This window comes from Rubrilithobacter danxiaensis, assembly GCF_047272945.1.
In the GTDB taxonomy this organism is placed as follows: Bacteria; Bacteroidota; Bacteroidia; order Sphingobacteriales; family Sphingobacteriaceae; genus Rubrolithibacter; species Rubrolithibacter danxiaensis.
Window position 1 is genome coordinate 330478 of sequence record NZ_JBKOPS010000002.1, and the last position, 25932, is coordinate 356409.

Annotated in this window: 23 protein-coding genes; 15 read left to right on the forward strand and 8 right to left on the reverse strand. The window is 38.4% G+C overall.

Translation table 11 applies throughout. The annotated features are described in order from the left end of the window. Positions 1–2: 2 nt before the first annotated feature. The 4 genes from ACLCDL_RS03555 to pgi form a co-directional block, all read right to left on the reverse strand. The gene (locus ACLCDL_RS03555) at positions 3–563 is read right to left on the reverse strand and encodes a YceI family protein (RefSeq protein ID WP_423146823.1); all 561 of its coding nucleotides are present in this window, start codon (positions 561–563) and stop codon (positions 3–5) included. Further along, entirely contained in the window at positions 544–1698 is a 1155-nt protein-coding gene (locus tag ACLCDL_RS03560) for a hypothetical protein (RefSeq protein WP_423146825.1), read from the reverse strand. Before ACLCDL_RS03560 ends, ACLCDL_RS03555 begins: the two co-directional genes overlap by 20 nt. Further along, positions 1695–2261: an RNA polymerase sigma factor gene (locus tag ACLCDL_RS03565; protein WP_423146827.1), complete on the reverse strand. Its 567-nt coding sequence runs from the start codon at positions 2259–2261 to the stop codon at positions 1695–1697. The genes ACLCDL_RS03560 and ACLCDL_RS03565 overlap by 4 nt, the downstream gene beginning before the upstream one ends. A 145-nt stretch (positions 2262–2406) precedes the next feature. Further along, positions 2407–4053 carry a glucose-6-phosphate isomerase gene (pgi, locus tag ACLCDL_RS03570; protein ID WP_423146829.1) on the reverse strand — a complete coding sequence of 549 codons (1647 nt, stop codon included), beginning with the start codon at positions 4051–4053 and terminating at the stop codon, positions 2407–2409. 230 nt (positions 4054–4283) lie between these two features. Here pgi and ACLCDL_RS03575 point away from each other — a divergent pair, with 230 nt between their 5' ends. Both ACLCDL_RS03575 and prfB read left to right on the forward strand, forming a co-directional pair. After that, positions 4284–5849, forward strand: a complete 1566-nt coding sequence (locus ACLCDL_RS03575) for an FAD/NAD(P)-binding protein (RefSeq protein WP_423146831.1) — start codon at positions 4284–4286, stop codon at positions 5847–5849. 55 nt (positions 5850–5904) lie between these two features. Continuing rightward, positions 5905–6982 (forward strand): peptide chain release factor 2 gene (gene prfB, locus ACLCDL_RS03580; protein WP_423146833.1). Its coding sequence is split into 2 segments (ribosomal slippage): positions 5905–5964 and positions 5966–6982, totalling 1077 coding nucleotides; the frame shifts between segments, so codons are not numbered across the junction. A gap of 3 nt (positions 6983–6985) precedes the next feature. On the opposite strand, the gene ACLCDL_RS03585 is transcribed toward prfB, so the two are convergent. Beyond that, positions 6986–7840, reverse strand: coding sequence for a transglutaminase-like domain-containing protein (locus ACLCDL_RS03585; protein WP_423146835.1), 855 nt, complete (start codon positions 7838–7840; stop codon positions 6986–6988). A 57-nt stretch (positions 7841–7897) separates the two neighbouring features. On the opposite strand from ACLCDL_RS03585, the gene ACLCDL_RS03590 reads away from it, so the two are divergent. Beyond that, positions 7898–8683 carry an O-methyltransferase gene (locus tag ACLCDL_RS03590; RefSeq protein ID WP_423146837.1) on the forward strand — a complete coding sequence of 262 codons (786 nt, stop codon included), beginning with the start codon at positions 7898–7900 and terminating at the stop codon, positions 8681–8683. Here ACLCDL_RS03590 and ACLCDL_RS03595 read toward each other — a convergent pair. The 3 genes from ACLCDL_RS03595 to ACLCDL_RS03605 form a co-directional block, all read right to left on the reverse strand. Continuing rightward, positions 8680–9030: a HepT-like ribonuclease domain-containing protein gene (locus ACLCDL_RS03595; protein WP_423146839.1), complete on the reverse strand. Its 351-nt coding sequence runs from the start codon at positions 9028–9030 to the stop codon at positions 8680–8682. The two genes, ACLCDL_RS03590 and ACLCDL_RS03595, sit on opposite strands and share 4 nt — an antisense overlap. After that, the gene (locus ACLCDL_RS03600) at positions 9017–9325 is read right to left on the reverse strand and encodes a nucleotidyltransferase family protein (RefSeq protein ID WP_423146841.1); all 309 of its coding nucleotides are present in this window, start codon (positions 9323–9325) and stop codon (positions 9017–9019) included. Before ACLCDL_RS03600 ends, ACLCDL_RS03595 begins: the two co-directional genes overlap by 14 nt. A 92-nt stretch (positions 9326–9417) precedes the next feature. Next, positions 9418–10563 (reverse strand): BamA/TamA family outer membrane protein, encoded by a 1146-nt coding sequence (locus tag ACLCDL_RS03605; protein ID WP_423146843.1) that lies wholly within the window; start codon positions 10561–10563, stop codon positions 9418–9420. Positions 10564–10687: 124 nt separating this feature from the next. On the opposite strand from ACLCDL_RS03605, the gene ACLCDL_RS03610 reads away from it, so the two are divergent. The 12 genes from ACLCDL_RS03610 (at position 10688) to ACLCDL_RS03665 (ending at position 25928) form a co-directional block, all read left to right on the forward strand. Then, entirely contained in the window at positions 10688–11668 is a 981-nt protein-coding gene (locus tag ACLCDL_RS03610; RefSeq protein WP_423146845.1) for a deoxyhypusine synthase family protein, read from the forward strand. 247 nt (positions 11669–11915) lie between these two features. Then, entirely contained in the window at positions 11916–13202 is a 1287-nt protein-coding gene (locus tag ACLCDL_RS03615; protein WP_423146847.1) for a cytochrome c3 family protein, read from the forward strand. A 42-nt stretch (positions 13203–13244) separates the two neighbouring features. Continuing rightward, positions 13245–16274, forward strand: a complete 3030-nt coding sequence (locus tag ACLCDL_RS03620) for a TAT-variant-translocated molybdopterin oxidoreductase (RefSeq protein WP_423146849.1) — start codon at positions 13245–13247, stop codon at positions 16272–16274. A gap of 29 nt (positions 16275–16303) precedes the next feature. Next, the gene (gene nrfD / locus ACLCDL_RS03625; protein ID WP_423146851.1) at positions 16304–17773 is read left to right on the forward strand and encodes an NrfD/PsrC family molybdoenzyme membrane anchor subunit; all 1470 of its coding nucleotides are present in this window, start codon (positions 16304–16306) and stop codon (positions 17771–17773) included. A gap of 2 nt (positions 17774–17775) precedes the next feature. Further along, positions 17776–18312: a DUF3341 domain-containing protein gene (locus tag ACLCDL_RS03630; RefSeq protein WP_423146853.1), complete on the forward strand. Its 537-nt coding sequence runs from the start codon at positions 17776–17778 to the stop codon at positions 18310–18312. Then, the gene (locus ACLCDL_RS03635; protein ID WP_423146855.1) at positions 18305–18892 is read left to right on the forward strand and encodes a c-type cytochrome; all 588 of its coding nucleotides are present in this window, start codon (positions 18305–18307) and stop codon (positions 18890–18892) included. The genes ACLCDL_RS03630 and ACLCDL_RS03635 overlap by 8 nt, the downstream gene beginning before the upstream one ends. An 18-nt stretch (positions 18893–18910) precedes the next feature. Further along, on the forward strand, positions 18911–20131 hold the full coding sequence (locus ACLCDL_RS03640; protein WP_423146857.1) for a quinol:cytochrome C oxidoreductase: 1221 nt from the start codon (positions 18911–18913) through the stop codon (positions 20129–20131). A gap of 34 nt (positions 20132–20165) precedes the next feature. Continuing rightward, positions 20166–21377 carry a cytochrome c oxidase subunit II gene (locus ACLCDL_RS03645; protein ID WP_423146859.1) on the forward strand — a complete coding sequence of 404 codons (1212 nt, stop codon included), beginning with the start codon at positions 20166–20168 and terminating at the stop codon, positions 21375–21377. Positions 21378–21395: 18 nt separating this feature from the next. Beyond that, complete coding sequence (locus ACLCDL_RS03650; protein ID WP_423146861.1) at positions 21396–23288, forward strand: cytochrome c oxidase subunit I; 1893 nt, start codon at positions 21396–21398, stop codon at positions 23286–23288. 155 nt (positions 23289–23443) lie between these two features. Then, positions 23444–24460: a COX15/CtaA family protein gene (locus ACLCDL_RS03655; protein ID WP_423146863.1), complete on the forward strand. Its 1017-nt coding sequence runs from the start codon at positions 23444–23446 to the stop codon at positions 24458–24460. A gap of 9 nt (positions 24461–24469) precedes the next feature. Next, positions 24470–25339 (forward strand): heme o synthase, encoded by an 870-nt coding sequence (cyoE, locus tag ACLCDL_RS03660; RefSeq protein ID WP_423146865.1) that lies wholly within the window; start codon positions 24470–24472, stop codon positions 25337–25339. 10 nt (positions 25340–25349) lie between these two features. Beyond that, positions 25350–25928 (forward strand): cytochrome c oxidase subunit 3, encoded by a 579-nt coding sequence (locus ACLCDL_RS03665; protein WP_423146867.1) that lies wholly within the window; start codon positions 25350–25352, stop codon positions 25926–25928. The last annotated feature ends 4 nt before the right edge of the window (positions 25929–25932 follow it).

Consider the following 25932-nt stretch of genomic DNA (forward strand, 5'->3'; position numbering starts at 1 on the left):
AATTATTTTGATAAGGAATTCATTGTAGCTTCAACATTAACTGCAATAACTTCTGCAACTTTTGTGATCACCAGTGTAGGAATTTTGATGTTATGATCTACACAGGCAACTTTAAAATCCGACAGCACTTTTACCAGTCCGTTTCTTACTGTTACTTTAGCAGGAATAATTCGTTCTTTGCTCACTCCGTGTACTGTCAAAGTTCCTTTCGCATTTACAGTATAGTCTCCGTCTTTGCTTAAGTCTGGCAATTGTTGAATAGTGCCCTTGAATTGAGCATAGGGATATTTGTCGCTTTCGAGGTAATTTTCGTTAAAATGTTCCTGCATTAAGCCTTTTGCAAACTGAAAGCTTTTTATGGGCACCTGGAATGCAAACTGGCCGTTCTGTGAAATGATTACTCCACTTCCACGGTTTGACGACGCTTTTATATCTTCGATCGGCGTAGACGAGAAGAGATTAACTTTTACATTTTTTGATGTATATGTTTGAGAGAAGCCGGCAGTTGTTACGAACAGTAGCAGCAAAAGAAAAAACGCACTGTTATTTTTTAGACAGGTCATAGTATAGATTTAATGAAATTCCACTTGATTTAAGATTTACCTTTCCTTCGCCGATGCCTTGAAGCGGAACCTTTATGTACGGTTCAATACCCAGGGCCGCTTTTTGGCCTTTTAGTTTTGTTTTAAAACTTGCAGAAATATCAAGGATGCTTAGATAATGCTGGTTGGCATTGTGCTCCTGCAAAACATAATCGTTAATTTTTGACTGAGGAGTGTATTTAAATACGTAGCGCTCTTTTAACATGAGGTAAGAAGAGAGCCCGCTATTCAATGTAATGCTGTTTGGTTTTTTGCTGAATACTGTGTAAGAAGCTCTCAACGGGATCTCCAACACATTACACGAACCCTCTATTTCTGTGATCTGGCTTTTTAATGAAGGACTTAGATTATAGTTGAATCCGGAAGCATTGTAGTCTTTCCCTCCATATTTTACGCCAGTTGATAAGGAGAATTTATTGGATATTGCTGCATTCAGCATAATGCCAAAACTCCATGTGGCCTTATTTCCAATCAGAGAATTTACAGAACTAAAATCAGGTCCTGTGGAGAAAGCCAGGCTAAGCGGGAGTTTGAATGTTTTATTTTTTCTCTCTTCACTTTTCGTGGTTTTATTCAAATTAGAGAAGAGGTCATTATCAATCGTATGAGTGTATTCAATAGCTGTTGCTACCAGAGAATCATCAGCAAGGCGTTCCGTCATTAAAGCTTTCGGAATCTCGTACTGTGAAGGATGTTCTGTTTTTAGTGAGAAAGCTGTTATAACAGGATTGATATCGTTTAATGTAATTCCTGTTGTTAAGGGAGCAGTATCTGTACTTTTTTTCTGAGCTAAAGCAATTGGAGCACTTTCAGATGGGATTGTTTTTTCTGCCACGTTAGTACTGTTCGAGCCGTGCCTGCTTTCTTTTTTAACTATATTCTGACTGGCTTTTTGCGGCATCAGAAAGTAGAGGGCAAAGGCACACATCAGCAATACGAAGGCAGCAGCGCTTAAATTTCCGATAAAGACAAAGCGGTCTCTTCGACGGAGTTTCTGTTCCATCTTATTCCAGGCACTTTCCTCAAACTGGAAGTCATATTCTTCTACTCTCTTTTGGAAAATCCGGTCAAACTCGCTGTCTGAAATTTCTTTCATATCGATTTAGCGCTTTTTATTGCATTTGTATCCTCAATATCCCGAAGCATTTTTTTTAAATGTTCGCGGGCTTTGAAAAGGTTAGATTTTGATGCCCCAACAGAAATAGCAAGCATTTTTGAAATCTCTTCATGAGAATACCCGTCAATAACGAAAAGGTTAAAAACCGTTCTGTAGCTAACGGAAAGCCGTTGTACAAGCTTAATCAGTTCTTCATAATTTAATTTTGAAAGGATGTGCTCACTTTCTGGAGGTTCATGAGTCGTTTTTAATTCTTCCATGCTAATTTTTTTAATTTTTGAGCGGTAATGATCAATGGAAATATTGATCATGATGGTGCTGAGCCAGGATTGAAAGGAAAAGTTTTCATTATACCGGTCGATGTTTAAAAATATTTTCATAAAGCCATCATTCACTAATTCCAGCGCTTCTTCCTTGTCTTTTGAGTATCGCAGGCAAATCTTCATGGCAAGTCCGAAATAAAGGCGGTAAAGCTCTTTCTGGCTTTTCCGGTCCTTTTTTCTGCAACCTTCAATCAGATTTTTTTGAATCAGAGGAATCACTTCAGGTATGTTGGTTTATATGTCAGTACGCTTCTTTTATAAGCCAGGTTGCCTGGCCTGCAAAAACTTTAATAAATTTATAGGTATTGGGCAAATAAAAAAGGGATGACTTTTGCCATCCCTTTTTTAGTGAGGTTGTTTAGTGCTATTTCCAGTTTTTATACTGATTGATTAAACCGTTGGTTGATGAGTCATGACTAAATACTTCTGACTCATTTTTTAGTTCAGGCAATATATTATTAGCAAGCTGTTTGCCGAGTTCAACTCCCCATTGGTCGAAACTGAAAATATTCCAGATTATTCCCTGGGTAAAGACTTTGTGCTCGTACATAGCAATTAGCGAGCCCAGAGTTCTGGGAGTAATCTTTTTTACCAGAATAGAGTTTGTAGGACGGTTGCCTTCAAATACTTTAAAAGGAGCAAGTGTTTTTATTTCTTCCTCCGATTTTCCAGCTTTTGTTAGTTCTTCTACAACTTCTTCAGCAGTTTTTCCGTTCATCAATGCTTCAGTTTGTGCAAAAAAGTTAGAAAGGAGCAGTACATGGTGTTGCCCCAATGGATTATGACTTTGCGCAGGTGCAATAAAATCGCACGGAATTAGCTTTGTGCCCTGATGGATCAGTTGGTAAAAGGCATGCTGGCCGTTTGTTCCGGGTTCTCCCCAGATTATAGGTCCGGTTTGGTAATCTGCTACATGTCCGTTCCTGTCTATATACTTTCCGTTGCTTTCCATATCTCCCTGCTGAAAATAAGCTGCAAAACGATGAAGGTATTGATCATAAGGAAGAATGGCCTGGCTTTCTGCTCCAAAGAAATTATTGTACCAGATTCCTAAAAGGCCTAAAATTACCGGGATATTTTCTTCAAACTCCGATTGCTGGAAATGCTGATCCATTTCGTGAGCTCCCGAAAGCAATTCTTCAAAATTCTCAAAACCGATACTTAAGGAGATTGATAAACCAATTGCGGACCAGAGTGAGTATCTTCCACCCACCCAATCCCAGAATTCGAACATGTTTTTGGTATCAATGCCAAATTCAGAAACGGATTTTGCATTGGTGGATAATGCCGCGAAATGTCGGGCAATGTCCGTTTCCTGTGCACCGTGCCCTAAAAACCAGTTTCGTGCAGAATGAGCATTAGCCATGGTTTCCTGCGTAGTGAATGTTTTGGATGCAATAAGGAATAGCGTAGTTTCGGGATTCACTTTTTTTAATGTCTCAACAATATGGGTGGCATCCACATTTGAAACAAAATGTACATTCAGGTGATTTTTATAAGCTTTTAGCGCTTCAGTTACCATTACAGGGCCTAAATCAGAACCACCTATCCCAATATTTACGACATCAGTAATAGCTTTACCTGTATAACCTTTCCAGCTTCCGGAAGTAATGGCCTCTGTAAAGTCTTTCATCTGTTGTAAAACTGAATTTACATCAGTCATAACATCTTTTCCGTCAACAATTATCGGTGTATTGCTTCGGTTACGCAAAGCAGTATGCAGAACCGCTCTTCCTTCTGTTTCATTGATTTTCTCTCCACTAAGCATCGCTTCAATAGCTTCTTTTAAACCGCATTCTTTAGCAAGCTGAATTAAAAGGGCGATCGTTTTATCATTTATCCTGTTTTTTGAATAATCAATTAAAATATCATTTAACTTTATAGAAAATTTATTGAAACGGTTTGTGTCCTTTTTAAATAAATCACGCAAATGCAGTTCAGAAATTTCCATAAAATGATCAGAAAGGTATTCGTAAGATTGCGTTTGCGTAAAATTCACTTTTGGTAACATAGTATTTAGTATTTGATGCGAAGATAGAATACAAATTTTAAAGAATAAGATAAAAAAGACAAAACCTGAACAGCCAGGCAAGCAACTCAAAATAATCTTTTATCGTACTCATAGTAAAACGTCTATTTAAATTTTAAAGAGAAAAAACAAACATTTAACACGAAAAAATAGTTAAGTCTTCTCTACCTGATTCTAAACGATTTATAATACTAATACATCTATAAAGTCCCATGAGCGAAAAGATTGGGGATATCGCATTTGTGGGTTCAGGATTATCCTGTACGTATACTTTATTGCACTACATTGAGATGCTTGAAAAACATCCGCCGGGCTATAAAGTAATGTTACTGGTTCTTGAAAAGGATAGCGAGTTCTGGACGGGCATACCTTACGGAAAGCGTTCGGGGTATAATTCTTTGATTATTAATCCTTTAAAAGATTTTATCCCTTTAGCCGAACGGGCTCTTTTTATAAACTGGCTGAAAAATAACATCAACTGGATAACGGATGATATCAAAGAAAGAGGAGGAAATGTCGCGGAAGAATGGTTAAGAAATAACCATAGTTTTATCAGCGAAAATACCTGGGAAGATATTTATATTCCCAGATATGTTTTTGGAACTTTTTTAAAGCAGCGTATAACAACTTTACTTGACTGTGCAGTCAATAACGGGTTGTTGGAATACCAGTTAATTAAAGCCGACGTTGTTAATATTGATAAAAAGAATGATTTGTATTTTATAGAAGCTCTTGACGAGAATAAGTCTTCAATTACAATACCTGCTAAAAAAGTTATTTTATCTATCGGGAGCCCCCCGAAAAAGCCTTTAAACCCTTTTGCGCAAGAGGCAGCTGATAGATCGATCTGCTATATAGAAGATATATATGAACCTGATCTGACCCAAAATTTGCGCTGTGTTTATAAGGTCTTAAAAAAAACTGCAACAATAGAAGATAATAATATTTTGATTATCGGCTCGAATGCCAGTGCGTTGGAAGTTTTTTATAATCTGGAAAATTTTAAAGAGTTAAAGTCACTTGTAAATAAATTTTACATTATTTCTCCCGACGGAACTTTTCCTCACCGAATTAATACACAAACAGCTGCGTTTCAACCGCATCACCTAAATCTGCTTAAAAATGATGGTTCGTGCACGGCACGAAAAATATTTAATGCTGTAAGAAAAGATGTAGAACTGGCAAAAGCAGCTAATATAAGTATTGCTGATACTATAGATCCTGTTTCGAAGTCGGTTATCGAACTGTTAAATAATCTGAATTTTCATGAACAAAAGCTGTTTGTTTCCAAATATGGAGGTGAAATAGGAAAACTTCAAAGACGTGCCGGTGGAGAATATCGGGATGTAGTTGACACTCTGGTAAGCGGGAATAAGGTTGAATTTATTAAAGGGAAATTTTTAAAGCCCTCGGTAACTGGTCAGGATAATTTTAAGTTTGAATATCTGGATCAGCAGGGCCGAAAACGAGATATAGATAAACCAATTAAAGTAATTATTAATTGCAGTGGTTTCCAGGATTTGTCCCGATATTCAACATCTTCGTTAATTTCTAACCTGATAAGTAAAAAGATTTGTGTTCCTAATAGCTCGAAAAGGGGATTTGCTGTAAATGAAAGTTTTGAAGCAAGCCACAATTTTTATCTTATGGGTCCACTTCTGGCAGGGAATATCAATAGTAATATCCGGGTTTGGCATGCCGAGAGCTGTTCGAGAATTTTCTCGCTGTCCCAGCAACTCGCAGAATCGTTAATTGAAAGGGGAGTAGCTGCTCAATGATTTTATTTCAATCATCTTAACCTGATACTAACAGGTAATTTTCTATTTTTGCCGTATGACAAAAGAACAATTGCAGGATTTAAGGGACAGAGTAAAGTCCCTGAGGAGGCATCTTTGACATCGACAAGAAGCTTGATGAATTACATATAGAGGAAGAATTAACACTCACTCCCACCTTCTGGGATAACCCCAAAGAAGCTGAAAAAGTTCTTCATTCCATAAAAAATAAAAAAGTATGGACAGAAGGCATCGTTGCAGTAGAAGCAGCGGTAGAGGATGCTTCTGTAATGCTAGATTTTTTTCAGTCTGGCGATGCTACAGCTACAGAACTTAAAGATCAGTTTGATATTGCAACCGCAAAAGTGGAGGAATTGGAATTTAAGAATATGCTAAGTTCTGAAGAGGACCAGCTGAACGCGGTAATGCAAATTACTGCAGGTGCAGGCGGTACAGAAAGCTGCGATTGGGCGTATATGCTTATGCGGATGTACATTATGTGGGGTGAGAAAAATGGCTATAAGGTTACCGAGCAGGATTCGCAGGAGGGAGAGGTTGCAGGTATAAAATCTGTAACTATCCAGTTTGAAGGTGATTTTGCTTACGGATACCTGAAAGGCGAAAACGGGGTTCATCGTTTGGTGAGAATCTCTCCATTTGATGCCAATGCAAAACGCCATACGTCTTTCGCTTCGGTATATGTTTATCCTTTAATTGATGATACCATTGAAATTGAAGTAAACCCCGCTGATATTGAGTTTGAAACTTTCCGTTCGGGCGGGGCTGGCGGACAGAATGTAAATAAAGTAGAAACCGCCGTTCGTTTATACCATAAACCTTCGGGAATTATAATTAAGAACCAGGAATCCAGATCGCAGTTGCAAAATAAGGAAAATGCAATCCGTTTGTTGAAATCGCAGTTATATGAAGCCGAACTGCGAAAACGTATGGAAACTACGGCAGCCATTGAGGGAAGTAAAAAGAAAATAGAATGGGGATCACAGATCAGAAATTATGTCCTCCATCCGTACAAACTGGTTAAAGATCTGCGAACGAATTATGAAACTTCTAATGCCCAGGCAGTATTAGACGGAGAACTAAATGACTTTCTTAAAGCGTATTTAATGGAATTTTAATCTTTAAGGAAGGATTGTTAATAATTCTTCCAGTTCTCTGACTTTTTCCATTGCCCCCAGATTGGTATAAGCCGAAATCAGGTTTCGTAAAATACGTTTTACAATCTCTTCATTAGTGCAGGGTTCATAAAATTGTTTTTCAGGTTGCAGTGAAAGTTGTTTTAAAAACGAATCAACATCCCTTTTGCCAAAAATAAAACCCTTGTTAAAGGCATTGATATAGAACAAAACCTGGTTGTCATAATCAGCTTCAGGAGTGTCGTCAATATATGCAAGTATAAAATGCTGTGGCAGGTTTACGCCAAATACGGGAATATCAAGCTTTTGTGCAACAATTGAGTAAATAATCGCCAGTGAAATCTGGTTCCCCCGTTTACTTTCCAGTACCTGGTTAAGATACGAGTTTTGCGGATCCTGATGATTTTTTGTATTGCCAGAAAACCCGTAGAGGGTGTAAAAGACATGGTTAATCAGTTTTACTTTTTCTACCGGGCTCATGTCATAGAGCATCTGGAGCCAGATATCCCGTTTTATATCTTCGATCTGGTTAATGATCTTTTGCTCATCTAAATCAGGGAACTGGTATTTATTTATAATAAGTACGCCCTGCAAAAGATCGAAAGAGCCACCCAGATGCCATAATTCGAGCTCGTGTTTTACATTATTGAATTGAATTTTATGGACAAGGTTTTCAATCCGTTCCTGTAAAACGGCATCTAACGAATGTTCCCATACGTTTTCAAGATATTCTACAACATCACTTCCATATGTTAAAAGTTTGTATTCAACATGCTGGGCTATTTCCGTATCCGGATCGTCAAGTAACTTAATAAGAGACTCTATTTCTTTAAAATTCATCTTTAATACACCAATTTAACATTCTTTTCAAATAACTGGTTTCTATATTTTTGCGGCATGCTAAATATATCATTAGTAAAAGCTTTTATTCGTCATCGCTTAAAATCAAAAACCCGTCATGGTATTCATTCCCCGTTTGTTTATAAATTAGTTGATGAAGTAATATACGATGTTAAGCCCCGAAAGATTTTTGAAAAAATAGAGCTTTTACGATCTGACCTTTTAAAAGACGAAAGAACGATAACCATAACCGACCTTGGTGCCGGCTCTCATGTAAACAATAATAAACAAAAACTAGTAAAGACTTTAGCAAAAGCTGCCTTAAAACCTGCACGGTTGGCACAGTTACTTTACAGATTAGCAAACGAATTACAGCCTTCAAATATTGTGGAACTGGGCACTTGCCTGGGTATAACAACCGCTTACTTTGCAGAAGCAGTAACCGAAGGAAGGATTATTTCAATTGAGGGATGCCCCGAAACGGCAGCTATTGCAAAAGAAAATTTGAAAACCTTAGGAATTACAAATGTAAATATCATAGTAGGTAATTTCGACAAGGTTCTTCCGGTGGTTATTTCTGATGAGGATTCTATTGATTTTGTGTTTATTGATGGCAACCATCGTAAAGAGGCAACTTTAAATTATTTTAACATGCTGCTTCCTAAAATGAATGAAAGATCAGTTATGATATTTGATGATATTTATTGGAGTAAAGGCATGCAGGAAGCCTGGGAAGAAATAAAGGCAGACGCGGCTGTAACGGTAAGTATTGATTTGTTCTGGATCGGTATAGTATTTTTTAAACAGGGCCAGGCGAAAGAGCATTTTCGGATAAAATTTTAAGAATTTTCTTCTTGTTCTTTTATAATTAATTCAATGCCTTCCTTTAATAACGGAATATCTGTTTTAACTGTATCCCAGATAATATCATAGTCTATTCCGAAATAGTTATGAATAATTCTATTTCTGATATCACTCATTTCTCTCCAGAATATCAAAGGATATTTTTGCTTTAAATCTGGATTTACTTTACTGCTTGCTTCTCCAATAATTTCTAAGCTTCTGCAAATAGCTTTTGACAAGCGCTCATTTGTAATAAAATCTTCAAATGTATTTTCTTTATATTCTTTTGTTAAGTATATACATTCATTAAGAATATGCCTTAAGAACTCAATTTCAGAGAGCGGCATATTTTACAGATTTTAATATGTACGGGCCAATATACGGACTTAAAGATTGCTTTGTGATCAAATCTACCCTGCACTTAAAGAGATCTTCGAGGTAATATGCCAAAGCCATAAAATTCCGGAATGTTTTTTTGGATTTATCAATATCTACTAATAAATCAATATCACTTTCCTTCCGTTGCGTTTTTTTAGCATAAGAGCCAAATAAACCAATTTCTAACACTCCAAAAGATTTCAGTTTGTGCTGATGCTCATGTAGTGTTTCTAAAATTGAATCTTGTGTTAATGCAATTGGCATAATCAAATTTATAAAATTTAACTTTTAAATTGATTTTACAGAACCATTTTTATAAACAACTATTACCAAAATACTGATTGATAAAAAGAGGTTTAAAAAGCCTCTCCGAATGAAATATAGAAACTGCTTTGCCTTCCTTCTCCGGATCTTTTTTCGCCTAATGCATAATCAAAACGTACGTTCATGCCACGTTCTACATCAAAAAAGTAGCGAAGTCCGCCACCATAGCTCGGTTTTAAATCACCTAATTTGAAAGAATTTTTGCTGTAACTTGTTCCCATTCCAAAAAATGCTGCTGCTCCTAAACGTGGAATAAACCGGTAGCGGAATTCAGTTTGAAGTGCAAGTAAATTCTCATTCCTGTATCTGCCTGTATAATAGCCTCGCATAATCAGGTCTGATCCGAATTGCGGTAGTAAATAAAAGGGAGCACTTTCACCTCTTAACGACTGATATACTGCATTAAAACCCAGTACTGTTTTTTTACTTAAGCTGTTAAATGATCTTGCATCTGCTTTTATCAGGCTCCCGGTAAAGTTTTCATCTTTAAAGAAATCGGGGGCGTAAGAATAGTTAAGCTTCAGGTAAAGCCCTTTGGTAGTATATGTATTGGTATTTCTGGAATCGAATATTTGTGAAAGGCCAAAAAACAGAACCTTTCCGCCATCTTTGTCTAATATAAACGGATTAGTTGTATAAATTCCTCCGGTTTCCCTGTCTTTAAAACTATAATTCTCGAAACTTACGTTTACGCCGCCATAGTAGTTTTTCAGTAATAGTTTTTCAAGTTCACTTGTTAGACGGAAAAGGTTTTGAGTGATGTTATCTTCATCTGCTTCTATTGTTTTATCTCCTATGCCGTAAAATTTAAACGGAAAATTCCGGTAGCGGATCTCACCTGTATAATGGTAAATATTTTTCGGCGACCAAATATCTGCTTTCAGTGAAAAGTTAGCTTGCTTCTTTGTTGTAAAAGTGGCTAGTCCTGTAAAATTACTGCTTCTGGTTAATGTGTCTTTTCTGTCTGAATAAAAAGAATATAAGCCTGCTAATCCCAATTCCAGGCCTGTGACTTTTGAATAGGCAATAGCAGGCAGCGGTAAGAAACTTGGTGAACGGGTGGTGTCAGGCTCGTTAGACATTAGCTTTTTTAATATCCTGCTTTGAGAATATCCTGTGAAAATAGTTGAACATAAAATAAGGACAGAAGCCAATACGAAACGAGCATTAATTTTCATGTTTGCGAATATAGCATTGTTTTTGTTGCAAACTACACACCGTTGCAGCGCACTTTATGCAATTAGAGAAATCCACACCTGAAAATTTATAAATACGTACTTTTGCAATCTTAAATACTATATTATGAATACAGAAAGAGGACCAATATCAAGGTTTATTGAGCATAATTACCGGCATTTTAATGCAGCTGCTTTAATGGATGCTGCAAAAGGCTACGAAATGCACCTCGAAGAGGGCGGAAAAATGATGATCACGTTGGCGGGTGCTATGAGTACTGCCGAGTTAGGCATCTCCCTTGCAGAGATGATCCGCCAGGATAAAGTATCCATTATATCCTGTACGGGAGCAAATCTTGAAGAGGATATTATGAACCTTGTTGCACATACGCATTACAAACGGGTTCCTAACTACCGTGACCTGAGCCCCCAGGAAGAATGGGATCTTCTTGAAAACGGATTTAATCGTGTTACAGATACCTGTATACCGGAGGAAGAAGCTTTCAGAAGGATACAAAAGCACATTCATAAAATTTGGAAGGAGGCCGAAGATAAAGGCGAACGATATTTCCCTCATGAATATATGTACAAGCTTCTGCTAAGTGAAGCAATGAAAGAACATTACGAAATTCCGCTCGAGAACAGCTGGATGATTGCAGCAGCAGAAAAAAACTTGCCGATTATTGTTCCGGGTTGGGAAGATAGTACAATGGGAAATATTTTTGCATCGTATGTTATAAAGGGCGAGCTGAAAGCGAGTACAATGAAAAGCGGTATTGAATATATGGGCTGGCTCGCAGACTGGTACCGGAGCAACAGCAGCGGAAAAGGCATCGGTTTTTTCCAGATAGGCGGCGGCATAGCCGGCGATTTTCCGATTTGCGTAGTGCCTATGTTGTATCAGGATCTTGAAATGCACGAAATTCCTTTCTGGAGTTATTTCTGCCAGATTTCGGATTCTACTACCTCTTACGGTTCCTATTCTGGGGCGGTTCCAAACGAAAAGATAACCTGGGGAAAGCTGGATATTCATACTCCGAAGTTTATTGTAGAATCTGATGCTACAATTGTTGCTCCACTGATTTTTGCCTGGGTTTTAAAACAATAAAAAAAATATTAATTAAATACAAACGGTTATCTGTAATACTAAGAGCAGTTTTTTTGTAAAACTGCTCTTAGTATTATTTAGAGGCATATTTTAACTTATTTAGAATAATTATAAATTAGGAATAACAGTCATTCAACTGTCATCCATAGCTGAATTAATTATACTTTTGTGCACCGAAATGTGAGCTGGATCATTTTAGCTTCTTTTGGCAATATAAAATTCAAAAATTTAAGTATAAATACTCAATATGAGAAACATCTCATTGTTTTTTAAAAGTGTTGCGAAGTTTTTACTCTTAATTTCAATTCTGGGTCTTGGTTCTTCTTCTTCTTATGCGCAGGATGCTGCAGAAGGAGGCGCCTTATTTAAACAAAAGTGTACGGCTTGCCATGCTTTAGATAGAAAAGTAGTAGGGCCGGCGCTTAAAGGTATTACAGAATCGAAAGAAGAAGCCTGGCTTTTGAAATGGATTAAAAATTCACAGGCCCTTGTTGCATCGGGTGATGCGGAAGCCGTAAAAATTTTTAATGAGTACGGTAAGGTTGCAATGCCTCCTTTTCCAGAGCTAACAGATGATAACGTTAAAAGTATTCTTGCCTACATAAAGCAGGAATCAACAAAACCTGCTGAGGCAGCAGGAGGTGCAGCTGGGGGAGCACAAGGCAAAGGCGGCGATTCCGGCGAAGTTAGCAACTTTATGCTCGGCGGTTTAATTGTGGTAGTAATTGTTGCTCTGCTGGTTATCCTGGTTTTAAACAGGGTGATTTCTACCTTAGAGAGATTATTGCTTCAGAAACAAGGAGTTGTAATTGAGGAAACTGAAACTGAAGAGACTTCTTCCGAAGCGAAAGCGGCACGCTACCGTAACTTATTGAAAAATAAGAAATTTATCTTCTTTGTGGTATTGCTCTTAGTGATCTTTTTAGGATCAGCGGGATGGAAGCAGATGTGGGATACCGGAGTGCATCAGGGTTATCAGCCGGTTCAGCCTATAAAATTTCCGCATGACGTACACGCCGGAGTAAATAAAATTGACTGCCAGTATTGCCACAGCGGAGCTTACAAATCAAAGAACGCTACTATACCTTCCCTTAATATTTGTATGAACTGCCACGATTATGTTACCGCAAGTGAAAAATACAACGGGCAGACTTCTCCGGAAATTATGAAGATTTATAAAGCGCTTGATTATAATCCGGATACAAAAGAATACGGCCCCAATAAAAAGCCCATTCAATGGATTAGAGTGCATAACTTACCGGATCTTGCTTTTTTCCCTCACTCCGTACACGTAAAAGTAAATGGTATAAAATGCCAGAAATGTCACGGCCCTGTTGAAACTATGTCTGAAGTATACCAATATGCTCCTTTAACCATGAAATGGTGTATCAATTGCCACCGTGAAACAGAAGTGAAGTACAAAGGAAACGCATACTACGACAAACTTATTGCTGCTCACGATAAAATTAAAAAAGGTGAGAAAGTTACAGCTGCAGTACTTGGCGCTACAGAGTGTGCTAAATGTCATTATTAATAAATTAGTATAAGATCTTACTCATACAGTTATATAGCTTAAATGGAAAGCAATAAAAAATACTGGAAAGGTTTGGAAGAACTGAAAAGTACTCCTGAATTTGTTGAAAGTAATAAAAATGAATTTGCAGAATCACTTCCTATTGAAGAAGTTCTGAACGACGCCGGTTTAAGTACAGTTGCTCCTCGTCGTGATTTTTTAAAAGCTTTAGGTTTTGGTTTGGGTGCTGTTACATTGGCTGCTTGCCAGCGGGCACCTGTTGCTAAATCTATTCCTTATCTTATTAAACCGGAAGAAGTTACTCCGGGCGTTGCTAATTACTACGCTTCGAGCTTTAATGGTTACAGTGTACTTGTAAAAACACGTGAAGGCCGGCCTATTAAAATTGAAGGAAACCCCAATTGTATATTAGCCAAAGGACGCTTAGATGCGATCGGGCAAGCTTCTATTTTAGATCTTTATGATGTATCTAAATTAAAAGGTCCGATGATTAATAATCAATCAGCTTCATGGTCAGCTGTTGATTCTTACATTAAAGGAGAACTTAATAAAGTTCAGGCAGCAGGAAAAGGTATCCGGATTGTTTCATCTACAATAAACAGCCCCTCAACACTTGCTGTAATAGCCGATTTTACTGCACAATATCCAAATACCCGTCATATTCAAACAGATGCGGTATCCTATACGGGTATTATCAGAGCAAACGAAAATAGTTTTGGAAAGGCAGTACTTCCTCACTACTATTTTGATCGTGCCGATGTAATTGTAAGTTTTGGAGCAGATTTCCTTGGAACATGGATCTCTCCTCTGGAATTTAATCGTCAATATGTTTCAAACAGAGGGATGAAGTCATTGAAAAATGGCAAAATGTCCCGTCATATTCAGTTTGAAGCAGGAATGACACTAACAGGTACCAATGCTGATGCAAGAATTACGCTAAAACCTTCAGAAGAGGGACTGGCTTTAATCAGCCTGTACAATGCTCTTGGCGGAACTTTGACAGCTTCAAAGAAACTCTCCAATGCAAAGGCAGAAAAGGCAATTGCTTTGGCCGCAAAGGAATTGATTGCTGCAAAAGGCAAGGCATTAGTAGTTTCTGGCTCGAACGATGTTTCTGTTCAAACCCTTGTAAACGCAATAAATTCTTTAATTGGCAGCTACGGAACTACAATTGATCTTGATAATCCATCTTATCAATATGCAGGTAATGATGCCGCTTTTGTTGATTTTGTTAATGAGGTAAAAAGAGGTGATGTTGGTGCTGTGTTCTTTATAAACAGCAATCCGGCTTATGATTCTGTAAATGCTAAAGACTTTGCTTCTGTCATAAATAAAGTTCCTCTTAAAGTTTCATTTGCAGATCGTCAGGATGAAACCGCGGCTTTATGTAATGTAATTGCTCCGTCTCTTCATTATTTGGAAACATGGTCTGATCATCAGGCGACTGCCGGATATTACACCTTGGTTCAGCCTGCAATTAATCCTGTTTACAACGGCCGTGCTGTTGAAGAAGGATTTTTAAACTGGTTAAACGCACCGGTAAGAGATTATTATCAGTACGTACGTAATAACTGGGAGAAGAATATACTTCCAATAGCCGGAAAAAGCTGGAAAGAGTTATTGCAAACAGGTTCTGTGGTTGCAGTAAGCAAACCTGCAGGAACCTATACTTTAAGTCTTGACTTGAATGCAGTTGCCCAAACAGCAATTAATGCAGGCAATGCCATCAGTAAGTCAGGCGAAAATGCTGCAGAACTTCATCTGTATCAGTCTGTAGCATTACGTGATGGAAAATATGCAAATAATGCATGGCTTCAGGAATTGCCCGATCCGGTTTCAAAAGTAACCTGGGACAATTATGTAGCTATGAACCCTAAATATGCCCAAAAGTTAGGTGTTGAAGAGTTTGATTTAGTTACAGTGAAGTCAGCTCAGGGAGATTTTTCTGTTGAACTTCCCGTGCTGTACCAGCCGGGACAGGCAATGGGAACGGTATCTGTAGCTGTAGGTTATGGTCGTGCAAAAGCAGGTAAAGCAGGCAGCGGAGTGGGCAAAAATGCTTATCCGTTTATGCCTTACGTAAACGGAACCTATCAAACTGCAACTGCTGTAACAATAGAAAAAGCAGGTGGTAAATACGAACTTGCTCAAACTCAAACTCACCACTCTTACGAGGGAAGAAACATAATTCGGGAAACTACTTTCAAAGAATACCAAAAAAATCCGTTTGCAGGAACAGGTAAGGCTGAAGAAGGACATAAAACATACGATTTATGGCCTGAACACAGCCAGCCGGGGCACAGCTGGGTTATGGCAATCGATTTGAATGCCTGTACCGGATGTGGCGCCTGCATCGTAGCTTGTAATGTTGAAAATAATGTTCCTGTTGTAGGACGCGATGAAGTTCGCCGTCGTCGTGAAATGCATTGGTTACGTATCGACCGTTATTATACATTTAATGAAGGTGGTAAAGGCGTAACTGAAGAGCGTGAGATCGAACATCTGGAAGATATGGAGGATGTATCGGTTATTAACCAACCGATGCTGTGCCAGCATTGCGACCATGCCCCATGCGAAACTGTTTGTCCGGTATTAGCAACGGTACACTCTTCAGACGGTTTAAACATGATGGCTTATAACCGTTGCGTTGGTACTCGTTATTGCGCAAACAACTGTCCGTATAAAGTTCGCCGTTTTAACTGGTTTAACTACTGGAACGATTCCCGTTTCGATAACTATTTAAATAACGAGTTTACACAGTTAGTACTTAATCCGGATGTCACCACACGATCACGTGGTGTTATGGAGAAATGTACGCTATGTGTTCAGCGTATTCAGGCTGGTAAACTACAGGCTAAAATGGAAAAACGTCCGTTAAGGGATCTGGAAGTTCAAACAGCCTGTCAGCAAACTTGTCCGGGAGATGCGATTATATTCGGTGATTTTAATGATCCTAATTCAGAAGTAAGAAAAGCGTTAGGTAACGAGCGCACGTATTATGTATTGCAGGAATTAAATACGCAGCCTGGAATCGGATACCAGACAAAAGTTAGAAACACAGTAGAAGCTTAATAATTTCATAAATAGAAATTTAAAGATATATGTCTCATAATGAATCAATAATCAGGGAGCCCTTAATTACAGGTGAGAATATTACGTATTCTAAAATAACTGCTGATATTCTGTCTCCTGTTGAAAATAAACCCAACAAAGCCTGGTGGATAGGATTTACTGTTGCTGCCATCTTTGCATTAGTTTGGGTATGCGCCGTTAGTTATACTTTCTGGACAGGTATTGGTGCCTGGGGATTAAATAAAACAGTAGGATGGGCATGGGATATTACCGGTTTCGTATGGTGGGTTGGTATTGGTCACGCCGGAACGCTAATCTCTGCGGTACTTTTATTGTTCCGTCAGAACTGGAGAAACTCGATTAACCGTTCTGCGGAAGCGATGACCATATTTGCGGTAATTTGTGCGGCAACATATGTGGTTTCTCACATGGGCCGTCCCTGGCTTGCTTACTGGCCTTTGCCTTTGCCTAACCAGTTCGGGTCTTTATGGGTAAACTTTAACTCTCCGTTAGTGTGGGACGTATTTGCGATCTCTACTTATTTTTCGGTATCATTAATTTTCTGGTATATCGGTTTATTGCCTGATATTTCAACAGTTCGTGATCGTGCAAGTGGTTTACGTCGCCGTATCTACTCTGTAATGTCTTTCGGATGGAACGGATCAGTAAAAACATGGCAGCGATTTGAAGCAGTATCGTTGATCTTAGCTGGTCTTGCTACTCCACTGGTACTTTCGGTTCACACCATTGTATCTATGGACTTTGCTACCTCTTTGGAACCAGGATGGCACACTACCATTTTCCCTCCATACTTCGTTGCCGGAGCTATTTTCTCTGGTTTCGCAATGGTACAAACCTTATTGCTTGTTGCCAGAAAAGTAATGAACTGGGAGAATTATATCACCATGTTCCATATAGAATCAATGAACAAAATTATTATTGTTACTGGTTCTATTGTGGGTGTAGCCTATCTGACCGAGTTATTCATTGCCTGGTACTCCGGTGTTGAATATGAACAGTATGCTTTCCTGAACCGGATCAGCGGGCCATACTGGTGGGCATACTGGAGTATGATGACCTGTAACGTAATTTCTCCTCAATTATTCTGGTTTAAGAAAATACGTACCAGCATTCCTGCCTCATGGGTATTATCTATCGTGGTAAACATCGGAATGTGGTTCGAGCGCTTTGTTATTATCGTTACTTCTTTGCACCGTGATTTCCTGCCATCAAGCTGGGTAATGTTTTATCCTTCTATTGTTGACGTGCTTGTATTTGTCGGATCAATTGGCTTGTTCTTTACCTTATTCCTGCTTTTCCTTCGGGTACTTCCAGGTATCGCGATTGCTGAAGTGAAACTTTTATTGAAAACTTCAAGTGATCAAACCAAGCAAAAACTTATTCGTGACGGCAAAGTAAAACCTGAGCAGGCAGAATTTTACCGCGAATCATTAACAAAATACGATAGTGTTTCAGAACCTGAATACGCAAAAATTTAACAATGAGCAATACAAAATATATTTTAGGTCATTTTGAAGATCCTGATGTAATGATGCACGGGATAGATAAGTTGCAGGAGAACAATATCAGCATATACGATGTGTTTACTCCGATGCCTATTCACGGGATAGAAGCCAAGTTAGGGTATAAACGATCACGTTTGCCTATTGCTGCTTTCTGTTTCGGTATAACTGGTACATGCTGCGCTTTTTCCTTATTGTATTATTGTTTAGTAGCAGACTGGCCGATGAACATAGGTGGTAAGCCAGCTTTTGCAATGCCCGATTTTATTCCGATCATGTTTGAGATGACGGTATTGTTTGCATCATACGGAATGTGCTTTACTTATTTCTTTGCTAATCATTTATTTCCGGGACGTGCGCCGCGGGTAATGGATTTCAGAGCTACTAATGATCGTTTCGTAATTGCAATTGATGCTCAATCCAATCCGGATACGGACAAAATTAATAATTTATTAAATGAAGCCGGTGCTGTAGAAATACTGCACAACGATAGAAAATATGTTAGTTATGAATAAGCTTAGGATATTAGGCGCTGTTTTTTTAACTGTAGCATGTGCTTCGGTTATATCCTCCTGCAGTGATAAACGCAGTCCTGGGTTGGAGTATGCAAGAAATATGTACGATCCTATTGCATACAACTACGACCAGCCAAATAAGAATTTTAAGAATGGGCAAACAGCTCAGCTTCCACCGGCAGGAACTGTGCCTGTAGGATTTGATGCGGTGTCATCGGAATACCCCAACACACCTGAAGGCCTTATAGCTGCAGAAACAAATCTGAAAAACCCACTTCCGGCTACTAATGCAAATTTGCAGGATGGTAAATTATTGTACTTACACATGTGCTCTCATTGCCATGGTGCCGAAGGTAAAGGTGATGGTCAGATTATAAAAAATGAAAAGTTCCCGGCACCTCCTTCCTATTCAACAGGAAGTTCTTCTCGTGGCGGAGCTATGAAAGATTTAAACGACGGCCGTATTTTCCATACCATTACATACGGTTTGAATTTGATGGGACCTCACCGTTCTCAGCTGGATCCAAACGAGAGATGGAAAATTGTAATGTACGTTCATCAATTGCAACAACTACAGTAGTTAACAGGTAATAAAAAAATGGGAAGTCACAATCATACTCATAACTTCAACGAACAATTTGAATTTGCAGGTAAAGCAAAAACCTGGAGTTTAATTGGAATATTAATTGGCATTGTCGCTATCGCTTTTGGATTCTTTACCGGTCATGCAGAGCGTACTTTTGCTAATCTCCTCCTAATGGGATATTATTTTACAAGCGTGTGTGCAGCAGGTGCTTTTTTCCTTGCAGTTCAATTCGTTTCACAGGCAGGCTGGTCTGCTGCTTTGCTTCGGGTTCCGCAGGCATTTGCAAAGATATTGCCAATTGCTTCTATAATACTTATTATTATTTGCGGCGCTGGTTTAGCTACACATAACTTATATCATCACTGGAATCACGAAGGGATCACAGATCCGTCAAGTCCCGAATACGATGCTCTTATTGCCGGTAAAGCAGGTTTTCTGAATGTTCCATTTTTCATGGGACGTGAAATAATCTTTCTAGGAATATACAGCATTTTTGCTGTTCTGCTTGCACGTATTTCTGCCAATGAAGATTTAGCCGGTGGCTTGAACAGTTACAAAAGAAGCTTTAAGCTATCTGCTATATTTTTGGTGATCTTTGGGTTTACAACACCTATATGGGCTTTTGATACCATCATGTCACTGGAAGCTCACTGGTTTTCAACTATGTTTGGCTGGTATAATTTTGCGGCTATGTGGGTTAGCGGATTATGTGTCATCACCTTAACAATTATTCTTTTAAAGAAAGCAGGTTACATGAGCTGGATCAATGACAACCATTTACACGATCTTGGTAAGTTCATTTTTGCATTCTCTATTTTCTGGACCTATGTATGGTTCGCCCAGTTCCTGTTGACATGGTATGCCAATATCCCAGAAGAGTCAGTTTATTTTTATAAGCGCTGGGAGCCCGAATATAAATTCTGGTTTTGGCTTAATATCCTTATTAACTTTGTAGCACCGGTTCTTATTCTGATGTCAAGAGATAATAAACGTAAAACGGATATGCTGATGTTTGTTTGTATCCTTTTAATATGCGGTCATTGGCTTGATTATTATATAATGATTATGCCAGGAACAGTAGCTGAACACAGAGGTTTTGGTATTATTGAAATAGGTACAGCTTTTGGGTTTGCCGGATTGTTTTCGTTCCTGATGTTGAACGCTCTAAGCAAAAAGCCATTAGTTCCTGTAAACCATCCATTCCTGGAAGAAAGCTTGCATCATCAAATCTAATTATTCGAATCAAATACTGTTAGTAGATAAAAAAATGGTTTTCAAAAATTTAAAAACGGTTTATTCATTATTGGCTCTGGTTGTTTTTACTGTTTTAATGGCAACAGCTAATGCTTTTGCTCAGGTAACGCCCGGTACTGAAAATGATGCTGCCTCGCAAGCCAATACAGAAGCATTGCAAAATGTTACTGCAGAAGTATATAAATCTGCAGCATATTATGTACTGCTTTTCATTTTGCTTTGTATTTTTATTGGGGTTATAGGTAAAGTATTAAAGGTTTATGAGCTGACAAAAGAAATTCAGGGTAAGAAAAGCACTGTAAACTGGAATCAGATTCAGAGTGTTCTTTTTGCTGTAATACTGATAATTTCTATGTACGGTACATACTGGACTTACAGCCACTGGGGATATGTAGCTGATAGTAACGCAGGATCTAAACATGGTGAACGGATCGACCTTATGTTTAATGTTACGCTCCTTATTACAACCATTGTTTTTGTACTAACGCATATACTATTATTCGGATTTTCGTTTAAATACAGGGGATCAAATAAAAGGAAGGCATATTTCTATCCGCACAATAACGCAATAGAAAGATTATGGACCATTATACCCGCGGTTGCACTTACTGTATTGGTGTTACTAGGTTTCTTTACATGGAGAAGCATTACCAACGTTCCGGAAAATGAACAAAAAAGAGCGATAAGCATTGAAGTGATTGGCGAACAGTTTAAATGGAATGTTCGATACGCTGGTGCGGATAATCAACTTGGATTAAGAAATTACAAGCTTATCACTCCTACAAACTCAATGGGTATTGATTTTAAAGATCGTAAAAGCTGGGATGACAAGCTGGGTGGAGAAATTGTAATACCTGTAAATCGTCCGGTTCGTGTAACCATCGGTTCAAAAGATATCCTTCATAGTTTTTATATTCCAACTATGCGTGTTCAGATGAATGCAGTACCTGGTATGCCAACGTATTTTCAGTTTACTCCGCAATATACTACTGCAGAGATGAGAGAAAAGAGGAATAATGAGACGTTTGATTACGTACTGTTGTGCAATAAAATTTGCGGTGCCGGCCATTATAATATGCAAATGAAAGTAACGGTTGTGAGCGAACAGGAATATCAGGAGTGGCTTGCAAAACAACAATTCTTCTTCAACGATGATGTAAAGAAAGAACTTCAGATGGCGGATAAAGATAATTCATCTATTAAAAATTTGGCTTTAAATAAATAAAATAAGATAGCGGCGATTATGGCAAGTACAGCAATTCAATATGATACGGATCATCATGCACACGACAGTCATGATGGACATGCGCATCATCACGAAACTTTTCTGACTAAATATATATTTAGCCAGGATCATAAAATGATAGCTAAGCAGTTTCTGATTACCGGGATAATTATGGCATTTATAGGAATGTTTCTATCCATATTATTCCGTATTCAGCTTGGCTGGCCCGATAAAACATTTCCGTTGTTGGAAACTTTTTTAGGAAAGTTTGCAGAAGGAGGCAGAATACGACCTGACTTTTTCCTTGCGTTAGTTACTATACACGGTACGATCATGGTATTTTTCGTACTTACAGCAGGACTTAGCGGTACATTTAGTAATCTTTTAATTCCTTATCAGATCGGTGCTCGCGATATGGCGTCACCTTTTGTTAACATGTTGTCATACTGGTTCTTTTTCCTTGCCTCTGTAGTAATGATTTCATCATTCTTTGTGCAGAGCGGACCTGCCAGTGCCGGTTGGACTATTTATCCACCTTTGTCGGCCTTGCCGAAAGCAATACCTGGCTCTGGAACAGGAATGACACTGTGGCTGGTAAGTATGACTTTGTTTATTGCATCTTCTTTAATGGGTTCTCTGAATTATATCAGTACCGTACTGAACATGCGTACAAAGGGTATGGATATGTGGAAGATGCCTTTAACTGTTTGGGCATTCTTCTTAACGGCTATTTTAGGAGTACTTTCTTTCCCTGTTCTCGTAGCAGCAGTAGTATTGCTGATTTTCGACAGAAGTTTTGGTACCAGCTTTTATCTGTCTGATATTGTAATTCAAGGCCAGGTATTGCCAAATCAAGGTGGTAGTCCGGTTCTTTTCCAGCATTTATTCTGGTTCCTTGGTCACCCGGAAGTGTACATCATCATTATGCCGGCATTTGGTATTACTTCTGAAGTAATTTCTACAAATGCAAGGAAACCAATTTTCGGTTACCATGCGATGGTATATTCCCTTATCGGAATTGTTGTGCTTTCAATGATTGTATGGGGACACCACATGTTTGTAACAGGGATGAATCCATTTTTAGGTGGGGTATTTATGATCACTACCCTAATCATTGCCGTGCCTTCTGCCGTTAAAACGTTTAATTATCTTGCTACGTTGTGGCGCGGTAATATACGCTTTACACCAGCTATGATGTTCGCAATTGGTTTAGTATCTTTCTTTATATCTGGTGGTTTAACAGGTATCTTCCTTGGTAATGCTTCCCTGGATATTAATCTTCACGATACGTATTTCGTTGTGGCGCACTTCCATTTGGTTATGGGTTCTGCAGCTATTTTCGGAATGCTTGCCGGAGTTTATCACTGGTTTCCTAAAATGTTTGGAAGAATGATGGATGAGAAACTGGGTTATCTGCATTTCTGGATCACCTTTGTGTGTGCTTATCTTGTATTTTTCCCAATGCACTTTATGGGTATCGACGGTGTGCCCCGACGGTATTATGCCTTTACAGAATTTGAATTTATGAAAGAATGGCTTACCGTCAACAAATTTATTTCCTGGTCTGCAATTGTTGCGGGTTTAGCGCAGATAGCTTTCTTGTGGAACTTCTTTTACTCAATTTTCTATGGTAAAAAAGCTACACAAAATCCTTGGCAGGCCAATTCATTAGAGTGGACAACTCCTGTGAAACATATCCATGGTAACTGGCCGGGTGAAATCCCTACAGTTTACCGCTGGCCTTATGATTACAGTAAGCCAGGTCATTCAGAAGATTTTATTTTGCAAACTACTCCTTTCTCTGAAACGATGAGTTCTAACTTGCCGCACGATTTTGAAGGAAATCCTGAGGCGGAACGCATACAGCAGGAATGGATAAATAAAGAGACTGCCAAAAAGCAGGAGGTGTAGAAGTACATACACCCTTACTATGTAAGTTTTAGATTTTAAATTGAATATAGAATAGGGTATCTGAGAAGTAAGGCTTTCTACCAGATACCCTAATTTTTTATATAAGGTAAGAAATGTTCCCATCAAGCGAAAGGAGATTCCTGGTTATAAATTTTTTGACTATTCTATCTCTTTATGTCTTGATTTTAGCGGGTGGTGTAGTAAGAAGCTCGGGAGCAGGAATGGGATGTCCCGATTGGCCACGGTGTTTTGATCAGGTAGTTCCGCCTACACATGCTTCACAGCTTCCCAAAGATTATCAGGATAAGTATGTGCAGAAGCGGGTTGAAAAAAATCAACGTTTTGCAAAAAGCCTGGATGTACTTGGTTTCGGGAAACTTGCATCAGAGATAAGGAATGATAAGAGTATTCTTAAACCGGAAGAATTTAACGCAACAAAAACCTGGACAGAGTATGTAAACCGCGTTATTGGTGTTATTACAGGATTTTTAATTATTCTAACAGCCTGTTTCTCTCTAACTTATTTGAAGTCGAGTAAACGAATCTTTTTCCTGAGTTTTTTGAACGTACTTTTAGTTGGATTTCAAGGTTGGTTGGGCTCTATTGTTGTATCCACAAATCTGCTGGCATGGCTGGTTACAGTGCATATGCTCCTTGCACTGCTCATTCTGGCGATAGCAATCTATACGTATTTTAATGCGAAGATTTTGCGGGCCCGAAACATTTTGCCAAGCAAATCTGCGGGGCTTATTAAAATTTTTGCCGTATTGGTATTGATAATTACGGTTATACAAATAATTCTGGGTACAGAAGTAAGAGAACTTATCGATATGGTTTCTTCGGTAAATCCAGTACGCTCAGAATGGTTATCAGAAGTAGGTTTTACATTTAATGTGCATCGTGATCTGGCTATGCTGGTGGTATTGGGTAACATTGTATTATTTTTCTTTATTCGCAGCCGGTATCCTATAAACGGGCTTCAATACAAGTATATAATTTATGTAATAGTAACTCTGGCAGTACAAATAATTACCGGAATTATTTTATCCTATTTATCATTACCTCCTGTAGCCCAGGCATTACATATTTTGTTGGCCAGTTTGTTATTTGGGTCAGAATTTTATTTGTTGTTGCTGCTGGGAAGAAATAAACTTTATAAAAACAGATATTGAGGTAGAAGAGTGAAAGATTTTATATCAGATTTTAAAAAGCTTGTCAAATTACGTCTTACCTTCCTGGTAGTTTTTTCAGCGTCGGTTTCTTTTTTAATTGGCAGCAGAGAGCAGGGAGAAATTAACTGGATCAACTGGCTTATTTTAACTATTGGGGGTTTTCTGGTTACAGGATCGGCGAACGGCTTTAATGAAATAATTGAAAAGGATTTGGATAAGCTGATGCAAAGAACCAGCGACAGGCCGATTCCTTCCGGTAGAATGACAACCGGCCAGGCATTAGTGCTCAGCATCCTTATGGGAATTCTCGGAACACTGATACTGGTACGCCTCAATTTTTTAACCGGTGTACTTTCAGTTTTTTCTATTTTCTTATATGCAATTCTTTATACGCCATTAAAAAGAAAATCTCCCATTGCTGTATTTGTTGGCGCTTTTCCGGGTGCTCTTCCTCCGTTAATCGGATACTTTGCCGCATTTAACGAACCAAGAATTTCCTGGATACCGATTATTTTATTTCTTATCCAATTTGTATGGCAGTTTCCGCATTTTTGGGGTATTGCCTGGGTGCTGGATGATGATTATAAAAAAGCAGGGTTTCGATTGCTGCCAACTACTAAAAGAGATAGAATAAGTGCTCTTTTTACGCTCGCTTCAACCATTATACTGGTGCCGGTAAGCCTTCTTCCAACTATTATGGGTTTTGGAGGTTATATTATCGGGGTAGTTTCCCTTATAGCCGGTGTTGTATTTTGCTGGCAGGCATGGAAACTTTATAGAAATTTAGATATTGTTTCTGCACGGAAAGTAATGTTCGGATCTTTTTTTTACCTGCCATTGGTGCAGTTAGTTTTATTGTTTGATTTTATTGCTAAATAATATGTTAGTTATGGCACAAAGCCCTTTAGAACAGGATAAGTTGAATTTGCGGGCAAAAAAGTTTTTGATGTGGCTGTTCATCGTTTCATCATTTATTCTTTTTGCCGGCCTTACCAGTGGTTACATTGTTTATACCGCCGGCGATCCGTCTCGTGGAATAAAAGTAATTCTTCCACAAGCCTTTACGTACAGTACTGCGGCCATCATTGCCAGTAGTATAACTTTGCATTTTGCATACCGTTCTGCTAAGCGATTACAGTTTGACAGGCAAAAGCTTTTTCTGGTACTTACTATATTACTGGGAATTACATTTTTTATTATTCAGTTGTTTGCATGGAAAATACTGATAGCAGAGGGCGTATATTTTGTTAATACGAATGCATCACAGTCCTTTATTTATGTATTTACCGGAATGCACCTGGTACACATTTTTGCCGGGATATTAATGCTTATAAATGCCCTGATAGGAAAAGTTAGAAACATACCGCAGGTGATGAATTTGTTTCGACTGGAAGTAACTTCGATATTTTGGCATTTTATAGATATACTATGGATTTATCTATATGTTTTCTTACTTTTGAACCAATAAATTA

Excerpts from the sequence above, each read along its gene's own strand:
- ACLCDL_RS03665 (WP_423146867.1), top strand. The coding sequence starts at position 25,350 with ATGGCACAAAGCCCTTTAGAACAGGATAAGTTGAATTTGCGGGCAAAA.
- ACLCDL_RS03555 (WP_423146823.1), bottom strand. The coding sequence starts at position 563 with ATGACCTGTCTAAAAAATAACAGTGCGTTTTTTCTTTTGCTGCTACTG.
- ACLCDL_RS03560 (WP_423146825.1), bottom strand. The coding sequence starts at position 1,698 with ATGAAAGAAATTTCAGACAGCGAGTTTGACCGGATTTTCCAAAAGAGA.
- ACLCDL_RS03615 (WP_423146847.1), top strand. The coding sequence starts at position 11,916 with ATGAGAAACATCTCATTGTTTTTTAAAAGTGTTGCGAAGTTTTTACTC.
- ACLCDL_RS03600 (WP_423146841.1), bottom strand. The coding sequence starts at position 9,325 with ATGCCAATTGCATTAACACAAGATTCAATTTTAGAAACACTACATGAG.
- ACLCDL_RS03630 (WP_423146853.1), top strand. The coding sequence starts at position 17,776 with ATGAGCAATACAAAATATATTTTAGGTCATTTTGAAGATCCTGATGTA.
- pgi (WP_423146829.1), bottom strand. The coding sequence starts at position 4,053 with ATGTTACCAAAAGTGAATTTTACGCAAACGCAATCTTACGAATACCTT.
- ACLCDL_RS03650 (WP_423146861.1), top strand. The coding sequence starts at position 21,396 with ATGGCAAGTACAGCAATTCAATATGATACGGATCATCATGCACACGAC.
- ACLCDL_RS03595 (WP_423146839.1), bottom strand. The coding sequence starts at position 9,030 with ATGCCGCTCTCTGAAATTGAGTTCTTAAGGCATATTCTTAATGAATGT.
- nrfD (WP_423146851.1), top strand. The coding sequence starts at position 16,304 with ATGTCTCATAATGAATCAATAATCAGGGAGCCCTTAATTACAGGTGAG.
- ACLCDL_RS03585 (WP_423146835.1), bottom strand. The coding sequence starts at position 7,840 with ATGAATTTTAAAGAAATAGAGTCTCTTATTAAGTTACTTGACGATCCG.
- ACLCDL_RS03620 (WP_423146849.1), top strand. The coding sequence starts at position 13,245 with ATGGAAAGCAATAAAAAATACTGGAAAGGTTTGGAAGAACTGAAAAGT.
- ACLCDL_RS03635 (WP_423146855.1), top strand. The coding sequence starts at position 18,305 with ATGAATAAGCTTAGGATATTAGGCGCTGTTTTTTTAACTGTAGCATGT.
- ACLCDL_RS03605 (WP_423146843.1), bottom strand. The coding sequence starts at position 10,563 with ATGAAAATTAATGCTCGTTTCGTATTGGCTTCTGTCCTTATTTTATGT.
- ACLCDL_RS03610 (WP_423146845.1), top strand. The coding sequence starts at position 10,688 with ATGAATACAGAAAGAGGACCAATATCAAGGTTTATTGAGCATAATTAC.
- ACLCDL_RS03640 (WP_423146857.1), top strand. The coding sequence starts at position 18,911 with ATGGGAAGTCACAATCATACTCATAACTTCAACGAACAATTTGAATTT.
- ACLCDL_RS03645 (WP_423146859.1), top strand. The coding sequence starts at position 20,166 with ATGGTTTTCAAAAATTTAAAAACGGTTTATTCATTATTGGCTCTGGTT.
- ACLCDL_RS03575 (WP_423146831.1), top strand. The coding sequence starts at position 4,284 with ATGAGCGAAAAGATTGGGGATATCGCATTTGTGGGTTCAGGATTATCC.
- ACLCDL_RS03590 (WP_423146837.1), top strand. The coding sequence starts at position 7,898 with ATGCTAAATATATCATTAGTAAAAGCTTTTATTCGTCATCGCTTAAAA.